12 protein-coding genes are annotated in these 16841 nt (G+C 39.4%); 1 reads left to right on the top strand and 11 read right to left on the bottom strand.

Annotated elements, in window-relative coordinates:
- From pepT to tig, 10 genes are all read right to left on the bottom strand, one after another.
- Positions 1 to 1266: peptidase T (gene pepT / locus K6G87_RS19890; protein WP_296834594.1), on the bottom strand; the 1266-nt coding region annotated here is incomplete at its 3' end.
- A gap of 879 nt (positions 1267 to 2145) precedes the next feature.
- Positions 2146 to 2700 (bottom strand): DUF5662 family protein, encoded by a 555-nt coding sequence (locus K6G87_RS04850; protein ID WP_296834592.1) that lies wholly within the window; start codon positions 2698 to 2700, stop codon positions 2146 to 2148.
- A 124-nt stretch (positions 2701 to 2824) separates the two neighbouring features.
- Positions 2825 to 4861 (bottom strand): alpha-amylase family glycosyl hydrolase, encoded by a 2037-nt coding sequence (locus K6G87_RS04845; RefSeq protein ID WP_296834590.1) that lies wholly within the window; start codon positions 4859 to 4861, stop codon positions 2825 to 2827.
- Between the two features lie 173 nt (positions 4862 to 5034).
- Positions 5035 to 5394 (bottom strand): DUF1292 domain-containing protein, encoded by a 360-nt coding sequence (locus K6G87_RS04840; protein WP_296834588.1) that lies wholly within the window; start codon positions 5392 to 5394, stop codon positions 5035 to 5037.
- 219 nt (positions 5395 to 5613) lie between these two features.
- Positions 5614 to 7155 (bottom strand): DUF4832 domain-containing protein, encoded by a 1542-nt coding sequence (locus tag K6G87_RS04835; RefSeq protein ID WP_296834586.1) that lies wholly within the window; start codon positions 7153 to 7155, stop codon positions 5614 to 5616.
- A 215-nt stretch (positions 7156 to 7370) separates the two neighbouring features.
- A complete protein-coding gene (locus K6G87_RS04830; protein WP_296834584.1) occupies positions 7371 to 9251 on the bottom strand; it encodes an ATP-dependent helicase in 1881 nt (626 codons plus the stop codon).
- Between the two features lie 136 nt (positions 9252 to 9387).
- Positions 9388 to 10842, bottom strand: coding sequence for a glutamate--tRNA ligase (gene gltX / locus K6G87_RS04825; protein WP_296834582.1), 1455 nt, complete (start codon positions 10840 to 10842; stop codon positions 9388 to 9390).
- 359 nt (positions 10843 to 11201) lie between these two features.
- Positions 11202 to 12452, bottom strand: coding sequence for a C40 family peptidase (locus K6G87_RS04820; protein WP_296834581.1), 1251 nt, complete (start codon positions 12450 to 12452; stop codon positions 11202 to 11204).
- A 277-nt stretch (positions 12453 to 12729) separates the two neighbouring features.
- Complete coding sequence (asnS, locus tag K6G87_RS04815) at positions 12730 to 14100, bottom strand: asparagine--tRNA ligase (RefSeq protein ID WP_296834579.1); 1371 nt, start codon at positions 14098 to 14100, stop codon at positions 12730 to 12732.
- A gap of 64 nt (positions 14101 to 14164) precedes the next feature.
- On the bottom strand, positions 14165 to 15481 hold the full coding sequence (gene tig / locus K6G87_RS04810; protein WP_296834577.1) for a trigger factor: 1317 nt from the start codon (positions 15479 to 15481) through the stop codon (positions 14165 to 14167).
- Between the two features lie 266 nt (positions 15482 to 15747).
- Here tig and K6G87_RS04805 point away from each other — a divergent pair, with 266 nt between their 5' ends.
- Positions 15748 to 16299 carry a hypothetical protein gene (locus K6G87_RS04805; RefSeq protein ID WP_296834575.1) on the top strand — a complete coding sequence of 184 codons (552 nt, stop codon included), beginning with the start codon at positions 15748 to 15750 and terminating at the stop codon, positions 16297 to 16299.
- A gap of 76 nt (positions 16300 to 16375) precedes the next feature.
- Here the strand turns inward: K6G87_RS04805 and K6G87_RS04800 are convergent, their stop codons facing one another.
- Entirely contained in the window at positions 16376 to 16801 is a 426-nt protein-coding gene (locus tag K6G87_RS04800; protein WP_296834574.1) for a DUF1934 domain-containing protein, read from the bottom strand.
- Between the last annotated feature and the right edge of the window lie 40 nt (positions 16802 to 16841).

Genomic DNA, 16841 nt, shown 5'->3' with positions numbered 1-16841 from the left:
ATAAATTTCTGCGAGATTTTCAAGTATCTCAACAGTCTTGTACATCTCCTGAACTGATGCATATTCATATTTGCCGTGGTAGTTGTAACCACCGGTGCAAAGGTTAGGACATGGAAGTCCCTTAAATGAAAGCATAGCTCCGTCTGTGCCGCCTCTGATAGGATTTTCGATGCTTGTAACACCAGCCTTTTCCATAGCTTTTCTTGCATTCTCTATAAGATGCATATGAGGTTTTAACTTCTCAAGCATGTTGTAGTAGCTGTCTTCCATTGTAAGTTCTACAGTTCCTGCGCCGTATTTATCGTTAAGGAACTTGACGATCTTTTCAACAAGCTTTTTGCGCTCATTAAACTTCTTCTTGTCATGATCACGGATTATGTAGTATACAACTGCCTTTTCGCAGGTTCCTTTCATGAGTGTAAGATGGAAAAATCCTTCTTTTTTCTCAGTGTACATAGGATTATCAAATGCAGGAAGCATTGACTGGAACTCGTATGCGATAAGTGTTGCATTGAGCATCTTGCCCTTGGCATCGCCGGGATGAACGCTTCTTCCGTGGATTATAAGCTCAACCTCAGCTGCGTTGAAGCACTCGTATTCAAGTTCTCCAAGCTTGCCACCATCTACTGTATATGCAAAGTCTGCACCGAATTTCTTTATGTCAAAAAACTTAGTGCCCTCGCCAATCTCTTCGTCAGGAGTAAAGCCAATCCTTATCTTGCCATGCTTTATTTCAGGATGCTTTAAAAGATATGAAGCCATAGTCATGATCTCTGAAACACCGGCCTTATCATCAGCTCCAAGAAGAGTTGTACCATCAGTTACTATAAGATCTTCTCCCTTATGATTTGTAAGTTCAGGGAATGTCTTTGGTGAAAGAACTACCTTGGCTCCTGTTTCAGGATCGCTCTCATTAAGAACGATGTCCTTGCCATCATACTTTTCTACAATTCTGGGCTTTACATTCTTGCCGCTTGTAGCATCAGATGTATCCATATGGCTGATAAAACCAAGAACAGGTCCCTTCTTCTTTCCATTAGTAGCAGGAATGGTCGCATATACATAGCAGTGCTCCTTGTCATAGAAGACATCACTTGCACCCATATCTTCAAGTTCCTTGTAAAGGACCTTGGCAAGCTCGTGCTGGCCAGGTGTTGAAGGTGATGTTCCTGTCTGCTCATTGGACTGAGTATCATATTTTACATAGCGAAGAAATCTGTCTATTACAGTCTCTTCATTTGTTGTTTTAGTTTTCTTTGCTGCCATTTTCTTATTCTCCGTTTTATTATTTAAACTTATATTGTCATCAAGCTTTCTGTACAGATAAGCCCTTTTTCTCATGCCAGAACGCTCTATAAGTCCTGCGTCTTCAAGAACATGTATAACTGAGCTAAAGTACCTTCCCCTGAATTTAACCAGCTTTTGGAACTCTTTTATAGTAAATTCCTCTGCAAGTTCATCCGGAAGAAATCTATTATACCCTTTAGGGCCTTTAATCTCAATCTCGTCAATAAGACATAGAGGAATCCTGTCATAGCGGTGCGAACCGTGCTTTTTGTCCTTGCTCCAGCCATCCAATATCCTGTATTCCTCAATCTCAAGACATGTAAGTACAAGGCTAAAGCCAGGATGCATCAGATATTTTCTGATGCTGTACAGATCTCTGAAAATTTTATAAAGATTATAAGTGCCATGAGGAGGATTTCTTTTTGTAAGTTCCCCCGTTTCAGGATCTATCCAGCACAGCCACTTCCTGTACGGAATCGGATATACAACCGTCACCTTATATTTTGGCAAAAAAGCTTCAAGCTTAGGTTTCAAATGAGAAAAGTTCCCATTTTGTATTTCTATTATCCTGTCTTCATAACAGATATCCGCAACAAAGTCGCCAACTCTTATCTCCTTTTTGTCTTCAGAAGGAGCATAGAAGTCTTTAACTATGCTGTGAAGTGTCTTTTCCTGCAAAAGACCTATGGATTTCCTGTCATATTTTCTGCCAAGATACTTATCTATCGAGTCCTTAAAAGCCTCTTTTTTAGCATCCAAGTTCATGTCACAAATAAAATCCTTTCGGCTTCATAGGCACAAACCCACAGGCTTGCCCGAAGGTATTAGTGAGAACCTTTTAGTTTGATAGACTTCTGGTCATTTCTTCTTAAGAAAAACATTCTTTATATATGCAAAGGTAGCTTCTTCTCCCTCATCAGCAAGCATATGAAGGAACAGCTCCAGCTTCTCTATGGTATAAGGATGCATAGGTGTTGGACTTTGCTTAACTCTAAGGTAGTACTTCAAGGGATCAGCTGATGTGTATTCTTCCTTCCTGTATGTACGGCTGGCTGCTACCCTGTCAGCTATCATCTCTGCGATGTATCTGTCAGGCATCTTGCCGGGAAGAACGCCATAAGGCGAGCTTGAATCCTTGGAACTGAAATCAATCCAGTACTCATAGTGATGCTTGTTCCTGCCCTTATGATGGAGCCAGGCAAGAGAATGACCGTTAAGTTCTCTTTCGCATGCATTGGGAGATCTGTCTCCCTGATAATATCTGCATCCCTGAAGGAATTCCGTAGGCGAATACTTAGACAGGTCATGAGTAAGTCCCTGCCAGTAAAGACCCATTTTAAAGCAGTTTCTGCATACCAGCATCCTGTGCTTTGTTATGGTTTTAAAATGTCCGATCACATTTTTTAGTTTTATTGGTGGCTGCTTGCCATCTGGTCCAAGCTCTACAGGTCTTCCTACAGGAAGGCCCCAGTCCATATTACTGATACTTTCAGATTCTTCTTTTACGCTATTATTTATTACAGCGTCCTTACTTGTATTATCTGACATCTGTTTCTGCATTTGCTGATTCGGAAGCGTTTGCTGATCCAGAGCTATTTCTTGGTTCATTTGTTGCATAGGATTTGTTTCTGCCGGTTCTTACCGGTTCTCCTTTTGATATAAAAATACTAATACTTCTTGCTTTAAGATTGGAAAGCGCCTGATTCTTAAGCGTCTTACCTCTTCTTGGACTTCCAAAATCCGTCTCCATATCAGATGTATCACACAGTATCTGCCATTCACAGCCCTGTGGAAGCTCAGGAAGTGAGAACTCCTTGTCCTCCCAGTGCATATTGTAGGCAACATATACAAATGAACGTTCCTGACCCTTATCTGAATACAGACCGCAGTAAAGCATACCTATCGTATGACTGTAAGCAGAAAGATCAGGTCTCCAGGCTTCTATACCATGATATGAAAAATCAGGATATCCAATTGCCTTATAATCCATAAGCCTGTACGGAACAGGAGTTCTGAATACCGAATACTTATTTCTTAAACCCACAAGGAATTTTGTAAAGTCAACAAGGCTCTTATGTCTTGCATAATTCTTCCATTCTACCCAGCCAGTACTATTGTCCTGACAATAAGGATTGTTATTGCCATCCTGAGAATTACAAAACTCATCACCGCCAAAGAGCATAGGTGTTCCTTGGGATAAAAAGAGCATTGTAAGCGCATTTCTTATCTGTCTTGTACGAAGTTCTGTTACATCCCTGCGGCGGCTCTTGCCTTCAACTCCGCAGTTCCAGCTTACATTATCATTTATACCATCTGTATTGTTCTCGCCATTGGCTTCGTTGTATTTATGATCATAGGTCACAAGATCTACAAGCCTTGCTCCGTCATAGTTACAGATATAGTGGACTACTCCGCCGTTTATACCCGTCTCCTGTGACAGGTTAAGGAATGAAGGAATTATATTGTCATCACCCTTAAGGAAGTGACGGGCAGTAAACTCAAAATCATCCTTGTACTCAGCAAGATTCCTCTTTGAAGGCTCACGAGGAGCACCTTTATATAACTGCCAGTAATCGAATCCATAATCAAAGATCTTAATATCTGACAAAAGAGGATCCTGTGACAGCAAGGTAGAGTTGATATTCACGCCTTTAATATGAATTCCGTCAATATGATATTCGCTAACCCAGTATCTTATGATCTCCTGCATCTCCTGATGAGTAAGGCCTTCAGCAAAATATGTCTGGATTATAACTTCTATACCTGCTCTGTGGAATTCCTTTACCATATCCTTGAATTCCTCAGAAGGATCATTGCCCTTAACAGCAAATGCACTTCTTACGGCAAAAGGAAATCCAGGCTCGAATCCCCACAGATTAACAAGTCTGTCTGCATCATCAACCTGCTTTAATATGCCGGCTTCATTGACCATGGCCCTTGATCTGGACATATCGCGATGAACAGGTGTATGTGAAAGTTCAAGACTCTTTCTTGAAAGTACACTTGGCTGCTCATAAACAGGCATAAGTTCTATAGCTGTTACTCCAAGAGACTTAAGATAATCAATCTTTCTTACAAGTCCGAGGAAGGTTCCCCTGTGTCTTACAGGAACACTTGTATCAAGCATTGTATAGCCACGTACATTAACAAGATATATAAAGCTTTGATCAAAAGGGGTATGAGGATTTCTGTCATTGCCCCAGTCATAATCATCATCTGATATCAGACTGTATACCTCATCGCTCTTACGATAAGTTCCAAACTCTTCAAGTCCTACTATCTTAGTACTGTAAGGATCTGCATATCTGTTACCTCCGCTCATAAGCTGGTAAGCACCAAACTCTTCTGCACCATCTAAAATCCTTACACTATACAAAGATCCCTGCCTATACTGGTCCGTAAGCGGCACTATCCTTGGTCTTGCAGCATCTATTACTCCATCAGTACAATGATATAAAATGATTCCGCAACCTGAATCGTTATTAAATTTGCCGCTAAAAACAAGGTCCTTTCCTCTAACATACATTCCAAGCGGATAAGGTTTTGCTTTCAGCAGTCTAATTGATTGTGTCATATTCCTCCTAAGTGTCTGATGGACTTAACAAAAGGATAAATCCCCAAAATTCATTAAAACTCATAAATATTCCAACATAGTATACCACAAAAATGCGGTAAGTGACGCATCTTGTAAAGCACTATTCAAAAATGGCCGCCCGGATCATCCGGACGGCCATCTGATAAAACATCTTATGATTTTATAGTCTCACCATTGTCATCGATATCTACGAGTTCATCGAATTCTGCCTCGTCAAGATACTCATCAAAAGCTTCAGAGACTTTCTCGTATTCTTCATCATCACTGATGTAGCCAAGTTCTGCGTCATTATCATTGTTGAAGATATACCTGTAGAACCACACATTACCGTCAGTATTCTGACCATTCTTATCAAGCGGAAGGAGTACAATGTAATCCTTTTTGTCTACTGTCAGGATGATCATAGTTGCGCATGTTACTTTTCTGCCATCATCAAGATCAAGATCTACAGTGATTTCTTCGCCATTCTCTATTCTCTGATTGATTTTCATGGCTATGTCTGAAAACAGCATAAACGCACCTCCTTATCCCTATTTACTAATACCCCTATTTAAGGACACCTTTAAAGCCCGTCCTCAATCTTCAGCTTACAAAAGAATTTTTTTGACCATCACAGTCGCGAAAATAATCCTTAAAAATCAAGGGTGATGTACAATCATCATATCATACATAAGGGAAAAAAGACATAGATATTGCCAATATTATTTGTATAAAAAATATAGAAAACAAGGTCAAAGCAAAATCGTCATATAGCCCGATCTTGTAGCATTTGTAGCTATGTAAACAGCCGGTTCATTTGTTTCAGGATCTTCTATAGAGACCATGATCCTGTAGTTTGAAAGATCATCAAAAGCTACCGGAACACTTGTCATAACATACTCAGATTCTCCGCCATATAGACTCGTAAGGTCAATGTCAAGTTCGTATTTTTCTATATTACCAGCCTGGTCTTTAAGATACAGATACATGGGATAATCCCAATATATAGGCGCGATACCTTCATTTGATACATTAAGACCTATATAAGACTGGGTATCATCTCCGCCGTATTCCATCTTGGTTACAGCATATCGATAGCCAAGATATTTAAGTATCTCATCTCCTCTAAGAGCTGCAGCTCCTGAAATAGCATTGGCGTCAGGAACCTTAGGCCCTATAAAGGTCATATGACTATCTTTTATAAGGTCACTTGTCGTATCATATGAATCAATGAGCATCTCTTCCATCTCTATGGAACTTGTGAATTCTCCGCCAACAGGTGCTGTATTCCAGATTTCAGGAACAGCGCTAAGTCCATCCTCTTCACCTGTCTGGTCATACTCTCCACCTTCTTCTATCCATTCAAGCCAGGTCTGAGTATCGTCATAATCACCAACCATGTCATTGAAAACACCGCCTCCCTCAGGAAGCTCTGTAAATGGACGTCTCATAAGAAGCTTTGCATTGGGAAAAGCCTCTTCATAAGCATTTACATATAAAGTCCTGACAGAAGTTTCCGGTATATTGGGAAGGTCTTCATCTTCATCAGTATTAACATGCCATTCGCCCCAGTGCCCAAGGCTTCCAAGCTCGACATATCTTACAAATGAATCCCCTGAAAAATATTCTCCTAAAGCCTTAACAGCTTCATTATGAGCTTCAATAAAGTCTTCATTGGAGTAATCAGGACAATATCCCATACCATAAGAGGTATCATAATATTTACCATCCTTGGTCATCTTGTAGACCCACTCAGGAATATCCATATGCTTTTCATCAGATGGATCATCACAAATAAAACGGAGAACTGCGTTCTTTCCTGCACTTCTCCACTCTTCAAGGTTATTCTTCTCCTCGATAGACTCAAAATCATAAACGCCCTGTTCAGGTTCAAGTTCTGCCCAGGTGATTTCGATGTAGACAAGCCTTGTTTTATCTATGTCTACATCAACTTCGTCATCGCTATCTGCGCTTGGAGCATATCCCATAAGAGGATTATAGAGGACTTCATCAGATAGTTCATACTCGATAGTAACCGTATTATCATACATAGAAGCTACTGTTACGACCTCTTCTTCCTGGGTAGATGAAACAGATGCTGCATCTGCAGATTCTGACGAATCTTCAGTTTCTTCCTCTTCATCTGAACTTTGAAATTTCTCGGAAATAGAATCTATGATTTCTCCCACATCAATGTGGATACCTAGATCATCACCAAAAAGCATGATAAAAACTACTATCGTAAGAATGATAAGAATAACCAGAATTATATTAGTAATTACGTCCTTTATCATATTAAACCTCTTGTCTTTAGCGTAAGCCCATAACCAATGATCAGATAAAAAGCTTCGCCGCAGCATCCTGCCTAAGACTCAAATCTACATCCATGTATCTTGAAGCGGTACGTATTTCATTACCGCTAAATATTTTATCGGTATATAAATCTTTAATCTTAACTGCAACTTTTATGACGATATAGAAGAAAACCAATTATATCTAGATGACCAAGTTACTCAAATAAAGGCATAAGCGGGCGAAGAAATCTGGAAGGCATTCTGGGATTATCTTTATCACCTTTGATATAGCTAAGAACAAGATGCTTTTTAGCCCTTGTCATACCCACATAAAGCATTCGTCTTTCTTCTTCTATCTGAGCCGGTTCCACAGACTTTCTGTTAGGAATAGAACCCTCACAAAGCCCAGGAAGATATACCGTATCAAATTCAAGCCCCTTAGAAGCATGCATAGTCATGATCCTGACGCCATTATCATTCTTGTCTTTGCGCCTGTTTCTCTCATTTACAGCTCTTTCAATCTCTTCATCAGCCATCCTCAAAAAGCTCACGGAATCTTCAAATGAAAAGGCATCCTGCATCAGCTTGTCGCAAATATTATTGATCCTGTCTATATCAGCTTTGGACTTATCTCTAATAAGGAATTTCAAAACTCCCATTTCATTTAGTATATATTTCAAAGAAAGTGCAGGCCTCATATGCTCCAAAAGCTTAAGCTGCCTGAAAAGTTTTGATACAGTCTCTTTCATAGGCGGATTAGACCTGTAATAATCAAGAATATCCCGCTCGTTTACAATCTCATGCCTTACCGAATCTCTTTTTATATATCTAAGAGGACAATTCATTATGGCAAAAAAGTCTGAGCGTTTATGGCCTTCATTTGCAAACTTCATAAACGAAAGTACTGTTTTAACAAAAGGATCTTCATATATGCTAAGAACTGTAGACATGGAAACATAGGGAATCCCCCTTGATGCAAGCTCAAGGATTATCATCTCACTTTCCATATTGGTCCTGTATAATATCGCAGTATTATCAAAGTCTCCATCCTTTTGAATCTGATCAGCAATCATCATAGTCTCCTGCCTTGTATTATCATATACAAAGCCTTGGCAGATGCCATGATTGTCATCATTTGCAGGCTCCTGGCGTTTATCAAAGCGTACCTTGTTCTGAGCTATGACAATTCCTGCGTTTCTTATAATATCGCTTCCTGACCTGTAGTTAATTCCTAAGGTTATAAGTTTAGCACCTTCATAATAGCTTGTAAATTCCTGCATTATCTCAGGGCGTGACCCTCTAAAGCCGTATATAGACTGATCATCATCACCTACTACAAAAATATTTCTGTGCCTTTTTACAAGAAGCCTTATAACACTCTCCTGAAGCCTGTTAATATCCTGATATTCGTCTATAAGAACGTATTTAAAAGTATCCTGCCATTTAGTAAGGATATCCGGACAATTCATAAGCATTCTGTAGCACTCAAGGATCATATCTTCAAAATCGATAAAGCCAAGATCTTTACAGCTTCTAACATAGCCATTATAAATTTCCTCAAAAAAATCACTGTATGGCACATCCCTGCCACATTCTTCCGGACTTTTATTATCGTTTTTGATCCTTGCTATTTCAGATAATAAGCCCGCATAATCATCTGTTGAGGGACTTAGATAATCCTCTTTTTTCAAAATCTCGTCCTTATGCATTCTAAGAATATGCAAAAGATTTTCTTTAATTATCCTGTTCTTATCTCTTGAAGTGAGTAAATTCGGGCGATACCCCGGTTTAGACAAACATAACATTTGATAGAAAAGAGAATGAAATGTTCCAAAATGAACTTCAGGAAATCTTCTTTTTGTTTCGCGAAAGAAACGATGCTGCATTTCAAGTGCTGCAGCTTTAGTGAATGTGATGACTAAGATAGAATCCGGACTTACGCCGGCCTGTTCGATAAGAAATCTGACACGCCCTGAGATTACGAAAGTCTTGCCACTCCCCGGCCCTGCAAGTACCATTGCAGGCCCATTTATATGCGTTATAGCATCAATCTGAGCTGGATTACCGGTCACCACAAAAGAATCTGTTTCTACCATAAATTCTCCCCACGAATTCATGAATCTGACCAGTAGCTTTTAATACATAAGACCGGTCGCAAATAAGTAAGAAGCGACCGGCCTTTGTTTATGATCCTTGGATCAACTTTAAATTCTGGTGCAAAATATAGCTTTATTATCCTTCAAGCTTAGCTATAGCAGCCTTGATACGAGCTATAGACTCTTCCTTGCCAAGAACTTCCATGATCTCTGTTCCGCCGCAAGGTGTCTGCTCCTTACCTGAAAGAGCGATTCTAAGTGGCCATAATACATAACCATTCTTATAACCCTTATCAGCAACAAACTGCTTGATATTAGCAAAAAGATTGTCGTTGGAATAGTCATCAATGCTCTCAATAAGAGGAAGAAGCTCTTTGAGTACAGGAAGTGATGTCTGTGCATCTGTCTTCATCTTCTTGTTGTAATAAATAGCATTGTCATATTCAGGAACCTTCTCAAAGAAATCTACCATTCCTGCAATATCAGGCCAGATCTCGATACGTGTCTTGATCATGGCAGCGATCTTATGGAAATCAACATCCTTAGAGATAGCTTCCTTCATGTAAGGAAGTGCAAGCTCATAGAACTTGTCATCATCCATACGCTTTAAGTACTCACCATTCATCCACTTAAGCTTAGTATAGTCAAATACTGAAGGGGACTTATTAATACGGTGATAATCAAACTTCTCAATAAGCTCATCAAGACTAAGTATCTCTTCGTTATCTTCAGGAGACCATCCAAGAAGAGCAATAAAGTTAACTACTGACTCTACAAGGAATCCCTGCTCTAGAAGGTCTTCAAAAGAGCTGTGTCCTGAACGTTTTGAAAGCTTGTGATGATCTTCATCTGTAATAAGCGGGCAGTGAATATACTTCGGAATCTCCCATCCAAATGCCTCATAAAGACGATTGTACTTAGGAGTTGAAGAAATATACTCATTACCACGAACGACGTGTGTGATGCCCATAAGGTGATCATCTACAACGTTAGCAAAATTATATGTAGGGAAACCGTCTGATTTGATGAGGATCATATCATCAAGTTCCTTATTATCTACAGTGATATCGCCGTAAAGTTCGTCATGGAAGGTTGTAGTACCCTCTGTAGGATTGTTCTGACGAATTACATAAGGCTTACCTTCTGCAAGGTTCTTCTCTACTTCTTCCTTGGAAAGGTGGAGACAGTGCTTATCATAAACAGTAACTTCCTTACCGTCTATTACCTGCTTAAGAGTTTCAAGTCTCTCAGGTGTGCAGAAGCAGTAATATGCTTCACCCTTATCAATAAGCTTCTTGGCATAATCAAGATAGATTCCTGATGCCTGACGCTCTGACTGAACATAAGGTCCAACAGGTCCTCCGATATCCGGACCTTCATCATGCTTAAGTCCTGTCTTTCTAAGCGCATCATAAATAAGTTCTGTAGCGCCTTCAACGAAACGTTCCTGATCTGTATCTTCAATACGGAGGATATAATCTCCGCCTTCATGCTTTGTGATTAAATACTCATAAAGAGCAGTTCTTAAATTACCGACATGCATACGTCCTGTTGGGCTCGGTGCATATCTTGTTCTGATCTTAGTAGCCATTACTGATATGTCCTTTCATTTAATGAGGTAGGTGTCAAAAGTTCCTTTTGACACCTTATGACTAACGGATTGTTCCGTTTCTTCGAAACTCTCACAATCCTAAAACATTCGCAAATCCGCACTACGTGCTACTTTGCTCATGTTTGGCGGGTCATAAATTCATATTCGATTTCGAGCAAGCTCGAATCGAAATGACTTTTGACCCTTACGTCATATTATATCGACCATATACAGATATTTTTATATGTAAACAACTATTACTCTACATAAATTGCCGAAATAACGCAAGTAAAAAAAACGCCGTAAAAATCTAGTTTTATCATGCAATTTTGAACAATTGTTCAAAACGAATGAATGCCTCATACGAATCTTCGAACAGAAGTAATGGTACGATATGTGGCATATCCATACTTTATTCCTGTCTTGGCTGAACTTGCGTGAACTATACGTCCGTTACCAAGATATATAGCGCAGTGTCCTGCATATACTATGACATCCCCTGGTCTTGCTTCTTCATAAGACACTCCTGTTCCCGCCGAATTAAGTGCATATGAAGTTCTTGGAACTGTTATACCAAATGCCTTATATACTGAATATACAAAACCCGAACAGTCACAGCCGTCAGTAAGACTGGTACCTCCAAATACATAAGGATTACCAACGAACTGACATGCATACGCTGCTATGTTATCACCGGTTGCTTCTCCTGCAGGTGCATATGTCTTACTTGATGAAGATGACGATGAAGATGACGACTCAGAATCTGAAGATGATGCAGATGCTTCCTGAGCAGCTTTCTTCGCAGCCTCTTCAGCAGCCTTTCTTGCTGCCTCTTCCTCAGCTTCCTTAGCTTTGATTTCAGAATCAAGAGATGCTATCTGCTGTGTCTGAGAATTGAGCTGTTCTTTATATGCTGCAGCCTTGGCCTGTGCATTTGCAAGCTCTGTTTCATAATCAGCATAAGTTGCCTTATACTCATTAAGCGCTTTTTGTAAAAGTTCCTGTTCCTCAGCAAGCTCCTGCTGAGTAGTCTCAAGCTCGCCCTTTTCATCCTCAAGCTGAATCTTGTAGACTGCCTTATCCTGCTGAACCTGAACATAGGCCTCAAGCTGCTTCCTGTCATATTCATAAAGCTGCTCTACGTATTCAGCCTTGGTAGTAAAGTCTGAGAAGCTTGAAGCACTCATCAGGATCTCAACATATGTAGTCTCACCCTTTTCATACATATACTTGATACGTTCACACATCTCCTGATAAAGCTGCTCTTCCTGAGCCTTGGCTTCATCATAAGCTGCCTGAGTTTCTTCTATTTCTGCCTGCTTTTCATCTATTTCATCTTCTATCAAGGATATATCTGTCATAAGGGCTACAAGCTGATCACTTGCAGCATCTATCTGCTCTCCAAGCTCTTCCTGCTCAGCTTCGATCTCATCTGCAGCATCACTTGCGCTGTCATATGCATCCTGAGTTTCAGACTTCTGATTCTCAAGCTCTTCTTTCTGTTTTTTTAAATCAGAACCGGTGGCAGCCCATACAGGTACCGCCACCAGTTGAATTGTAGTTATTATCGCAATGATTATTACGGAAAAAATCCTTCTGCCTTTTGTCATAATCTGCTCCCGCACTAAATATCCATATAAAAATAGTGCCTATCTATGATTAAGATTATTCCGTTCGATAAAATAATCCCCCGGTTAACGTCATCCTTTAAAACTAATTTTATCACATTATTCATGATGCCGCGAGTATTACTATTTCCGCACATTTAAGGCGATTTTCTGTTTGCAAGTATGCAGATTCAGGCTTTTTTACAAAAGGAATCATAATCGCCAAAAACAAAGAGGTGAAAAAATTTCACCTCTTTGAAATAATGTTTAATTAAACTGATCAGTAATTAAGGTTACCAGGTGTTCTTGGGAAAGGTATTACGTCTCTGATGTTCTCAACACCAGTTAAATACATGATAAGACGCTCAAATCCCATTCCATATCCTGAGTGATAGCATCCGCCAAACTTTCTGAGATTTATATACCACTCAACCTGGCTTCTGTCTACGCCGTGGATCTTGATAAGCTCTTCAAGCTTGTCCATATCTACTTCTCTTTCAGATCCGCCCATAAGCTCACCTGAACCAGGTACCTCAAGGTCTACAGCTGCAACTGTCTTGCCATCATCATTGAGTTTCATATACCATGCCTTGATATCCTTAGGCCAGTTGTAGATAAATACAGGAGCTCCGAAATGCTCAGTGATCCATTTCTCATGTTCCTTGGCAATATCTGAATCATAATCAGGTGTGAATTCCCACTTCTCCCCGGAATTGATCAGAAGATCAATCGCATCATGATGAGTAATTCTTACGAAATCAGAGTTTACAACCTTTTCAAGCTTATCCTTAAGTCCCTTTGAAACGAACTGGTTAAGGAATTCAATCTCATCAGCAGCTTTTTCAAGAGTGTATTTAATTACATACTTAAGCATGTCCTCTTCATCATCCATAAGTCCGTCAAGGTGAGTAAATGCCATCTCAGGCTCGATCATCCAGAACTCATTAGCATGAGTCTTGGTATTTGAATCCTCTGTTCTGAATGTAGGTCCAAATGTATAGATCTTCTTAAATGCCATAGCATAAGTCTCGCCGTGAAGCTGACCTGAACCTGTGATATAAGCTTCTTTGCCAAAAAGATCCTGAGAATAATCTACGCTTCCATCTTCAGTCTTCGGAACATCAGCAAGATCAAATGTTGTAACCTTGAACATCTGATTAGATCCTTCACAATCAGAGTTAGTCATTATAGGTGTATGAACATAAGTATAGTTATTCTTCTGGAAATACTCATGTATTCCTGCAGCTGCAACAGATCTTATCTTGAATACAGCCTGGAAAAGCTTTGTTCTTGGACGAAGATAAGCCTGGCTTCTTAAAAATTCAACTGTATGTCTCTTAGGCTGAATAGGATAATCAGTAGGGCAATCGCCGATAAGTGTGATACTCTCTGGCTTAAGCTCGTACTCCTGCTTACCATTAGACTCAACAAGAGTTCCCTTTACTTCAACAGCTGATCCCGGACGGATCTTTGTGATACTGTCAAAATTTGAAAGTTCCTTTGTATATACAACCTGAAGTGTATTAACAGATGTTCCATCATAAAAATCTATAAATCCGAACTCTTTCTGGTCACGATTATTTCGAACCCAGCCCTCAAGTTCCACTGTATCTCCAATTTTTTTGGTCTTAAAAACATCAATTAAATCCATACTGCTCCTTTCCTCCCACTATTCGTGAAGAGTATTTTATATATTTATTTATTCTTTTAGAATATTATTCTGCTGATGAATCTGTAGAAGCATCTTCTGATGCCTCTTCTGCAGCCTGTTCTTCTTCAAGTTCTGAAGCTTCTACTTCAACCATCACTGCGTTTTCTGCAAGGAAATCCTGTGCCTTTTCAGCTGTAAGCTGCTCAGCCTCAAGTTCTCTTACATCTCTGCCATAAGTTGTAGTGTAGAATTCTACAAAAGAGTCTACATCTGTATATCCGGCCTGAGTTGCAATATCAAGAAGTTCTGATTCGATTTCTTCATCTGTGATCTCAATACCTTCTGCATCAACAATTGCTCTTTCAAGGAATATATATTTGAGCTGCTCAATAGCCTGATCATGCTTGTATGTCTCTACTTCTTCTGCTGCAATACCAAAATTCTGACTGATATAATCATCTACTGATGTATATGTTACTCCATAATAGTAGCTGTACATCTGCATGTAATACTCAATAGTATCTTCATAATCAGCTATAAATCTGTCTACGAGAACCTCTGGGAATTCCTCAACGAAAGTTGCATTATCATAAGCCATCTCAAGAGCTGATGAACTTGCTGTTTCTTTGTTCTCCTCTTCAGCCTGTGCAATAAGATCTTCCTTGATATATGCAAGAAGACTTTCCTTATCTGTTACGCCTTCGATTCCAAGAGCTGTAACTTCTTCCTCGCTATATGAAGGAGCTGATATTGAATTGATCGTAACTGTAAATACAACATCTACGCCTGCAAGCTCCTCTGCGCCATAATCTTCAGGGAAAGTAAGATTTACATCAACAGTTGAACCTACTTCTGCGCCAATAAGACCATCTTCAAATCCAGGAATAAAAGTTCCTGAACCTATTACAAGATCATATCCTGAGTCTGTACCGCCATCAAAAGCCTCAAGTGTATCAGCATACTTACCTACATAGTCGATATTGGCTGTATCACCAAGCTGTACATCTGTACGATCAGTAACCTCTGTTGCAGTAAATGATGATGAATATGATGATAACAAGGTTTCCTGTACATCCTCATCAGTTACATCTACGATCGGAACCTTAACTTCAAGGCCCTTATATTCTCCAAGTGTTACATAATCACTTGCAGTGTAATATGATAAGTAACCATCCTCAGTAAGAGGTACTACAGATTCCTCGGTTGTGGCTGAATCACTAACAGTTCCCTGAAGTGCCTCTGTATCTACGCTTCCGGAAAGTGAAGCTGATGCAGCTGCACTGCTGGATGCAGTTGAATTTGTCTCAGCTGTATTACCGCATCCTGCAAGTAATGCCCCGCTTAAAACTGTAGTCATTATGATAGTCAGTTTCTTTTTCATAATTAAAAATCCCTTCTTTTGTTGCCTGTCGGCAGTATATGCTCAGCCTAAGCTGAAATAAGATTCGAAATACACGTAATATAAATCTTTTTATGCAAGTCAACTTCATCCATATTACCATACCTTAACTTCTTGTGAAAGTTAAAATGAATATAGGAAAAAAATTTTTATTAAATATGTAGGGTAAGCGTTGCCTGATTATTTCAAAAATGTTAATATGTACTACGCACCAACTATTTTTAGTTAATTATCTGGGAGGTTAAGTTTTGAACGCACTTAAAGAAAATTGGAAAGTAGCTATAGTAGACGCGCTTGTCCTTGTATTTGTAGTAGTATTTTTTGTAATAGGTCTTTCGGCTCTTGCAATAGTATTTCTTATTCTTGGAATTGCAGGAACTGTACTTTATTTTGTAGGTTCAAAGAGACTTGCACAAAAAGAAGAACAGGATAGACAGATTGATGCTGCAAAGCAGTCAGTTACAATGTTCATCATCAGCAAGAAGAAGATGAGAATGAGCGAAGCGGGTCTTCCTGCAGCAGCACTTGAATCTGTTTCCAAACTTGCACGTCGTCAGAAGCTTCCGATCCTTAAAGTCAAGGTAGGACCACAGGTTATGAACCTTATCTGCGAGCCGACAATTTTTGATTCTGTTCCTGTTAAGAAAGAAGTTAAGGCTACAGTATCAGGTCTTTATGTAACTTATGTTAAGGGTCTTCACGGCAACAAGGGTGTTAAGAAGGCAGAAGAAAAGAAGGGCTTTTGGAAGAGAACACTTGAAAAAGCCCAGGAAAAGGCTGGAAATAAGCAGATCAAATAATCAGTTATCGGTTTTATTCTGATCTATAATTTGAAAATTCATTTGTGATGATCTGTAATCTGAGATTAGTTACAGATCACACAAGCTCTACATCAATTTGAATATCTGAATTTGAAGTCACCTGGCCATCCATTTCAAGCACATACTTGACATGGGCGTGCAGGTGATTTTTTTCTTCAATAACATCAAGGATATCTGTCTTAACCTTCATATCCATAGCGCCATATGGAGTATTGTAGGTCGATACATGGTCAATACCTTTTTCAAATACCATTACAGACGCAAATAATCCTTTTCTGACCATCTTCACTTTAGAAGGGGTGATCCTGAATGATGTTACAACCATCTCTCCTGATTCATCGCGGGACTCATCACCTTTTATGACATTAGTACCATCATCTAAAACATCCCATGTGCAGGTACCGTTTGTCTCGATTTTCTCAGGATTCTTCTCTCCCCTATCATGTATTCCTATAACAGCTATATTTGCTTTTCTTTCCATAATTAAACCTCATATTGCAAATGTAATGAACAACTAATTA

Source organism: Butyrivibrio sp., assembly GCF_024699075.1.
The sequence above is the reverse complement of the archived record's forward strand: the minus strand, read 5'-3'. Positions and strand labels throughout refer to the sequence as shown.

Excerpts from the sequence above, each read along its gene's own strand:
- gltX (WP_296834582.1), bottom strand. The coding sequence starts at position 10,842 with ATGGCTACTAAGATCAGAACAAGATATGCACCGAGCCCAACAGGACGT.
- K6G87_RS04845 (WP_296834590.1), bottom strand. The coding sequence starts at position 4,861 with ATGACACAATCAATTAGACTGCTGAAAGCAAAACCTTATCCGCTTGGA.
- K6G87_RS04820 (WP_296834581.1), bottom strand. The coding sequence starts at position 12,452 with ATGACAAAAGGCAGAAGGATTTTTTCCGTAATAATCATTGCGATAATA.
- K6G87_RS04800 (WP_296834574.1), bottom strand. The coding sequence starts at position 16,801 with ATGGAAAGAAAAGCAAATATAGCTGTTATAGGAATACATGATAGGGGA.
- tig (WP_296834577.1), bottom strand. The coding sequence starts at position 15,481 with ATGAAAAAGAAACTGACTATCATAATGACTACAGTTTTAAGCGGGGCA.
- K6G87_RS04830 (WP_296834584.1), bottom strand. The coding sequence starts at position 9,251 with ATGGTAGAAACAGATTCTTTTGTGGTGACCGGTAATCCAGCTCAGATT.
- asnS (WP_296834579.1), bottom strand. The coding sequence starts at position 14,100 with ATGGATTTAATTGATGTTTTTAAGACCAAAAAAATTGGAGATACAGTG.
- K6G87_RS04835 (WP_296834586.1), bottom strand. The coding sequence starts at position 7,155 with ATGATAAAGGACGTAATTACTAATATAATTCTGGTTATTCTTATCATT.
- K6G87_RS04840 (WP_296834588.1), bottom strand. The coding sequence starts at position 5,394 with ATGCTGTTTTCAGACATAGCCATGAAAATCAATCAGAGAATAGAGAAT.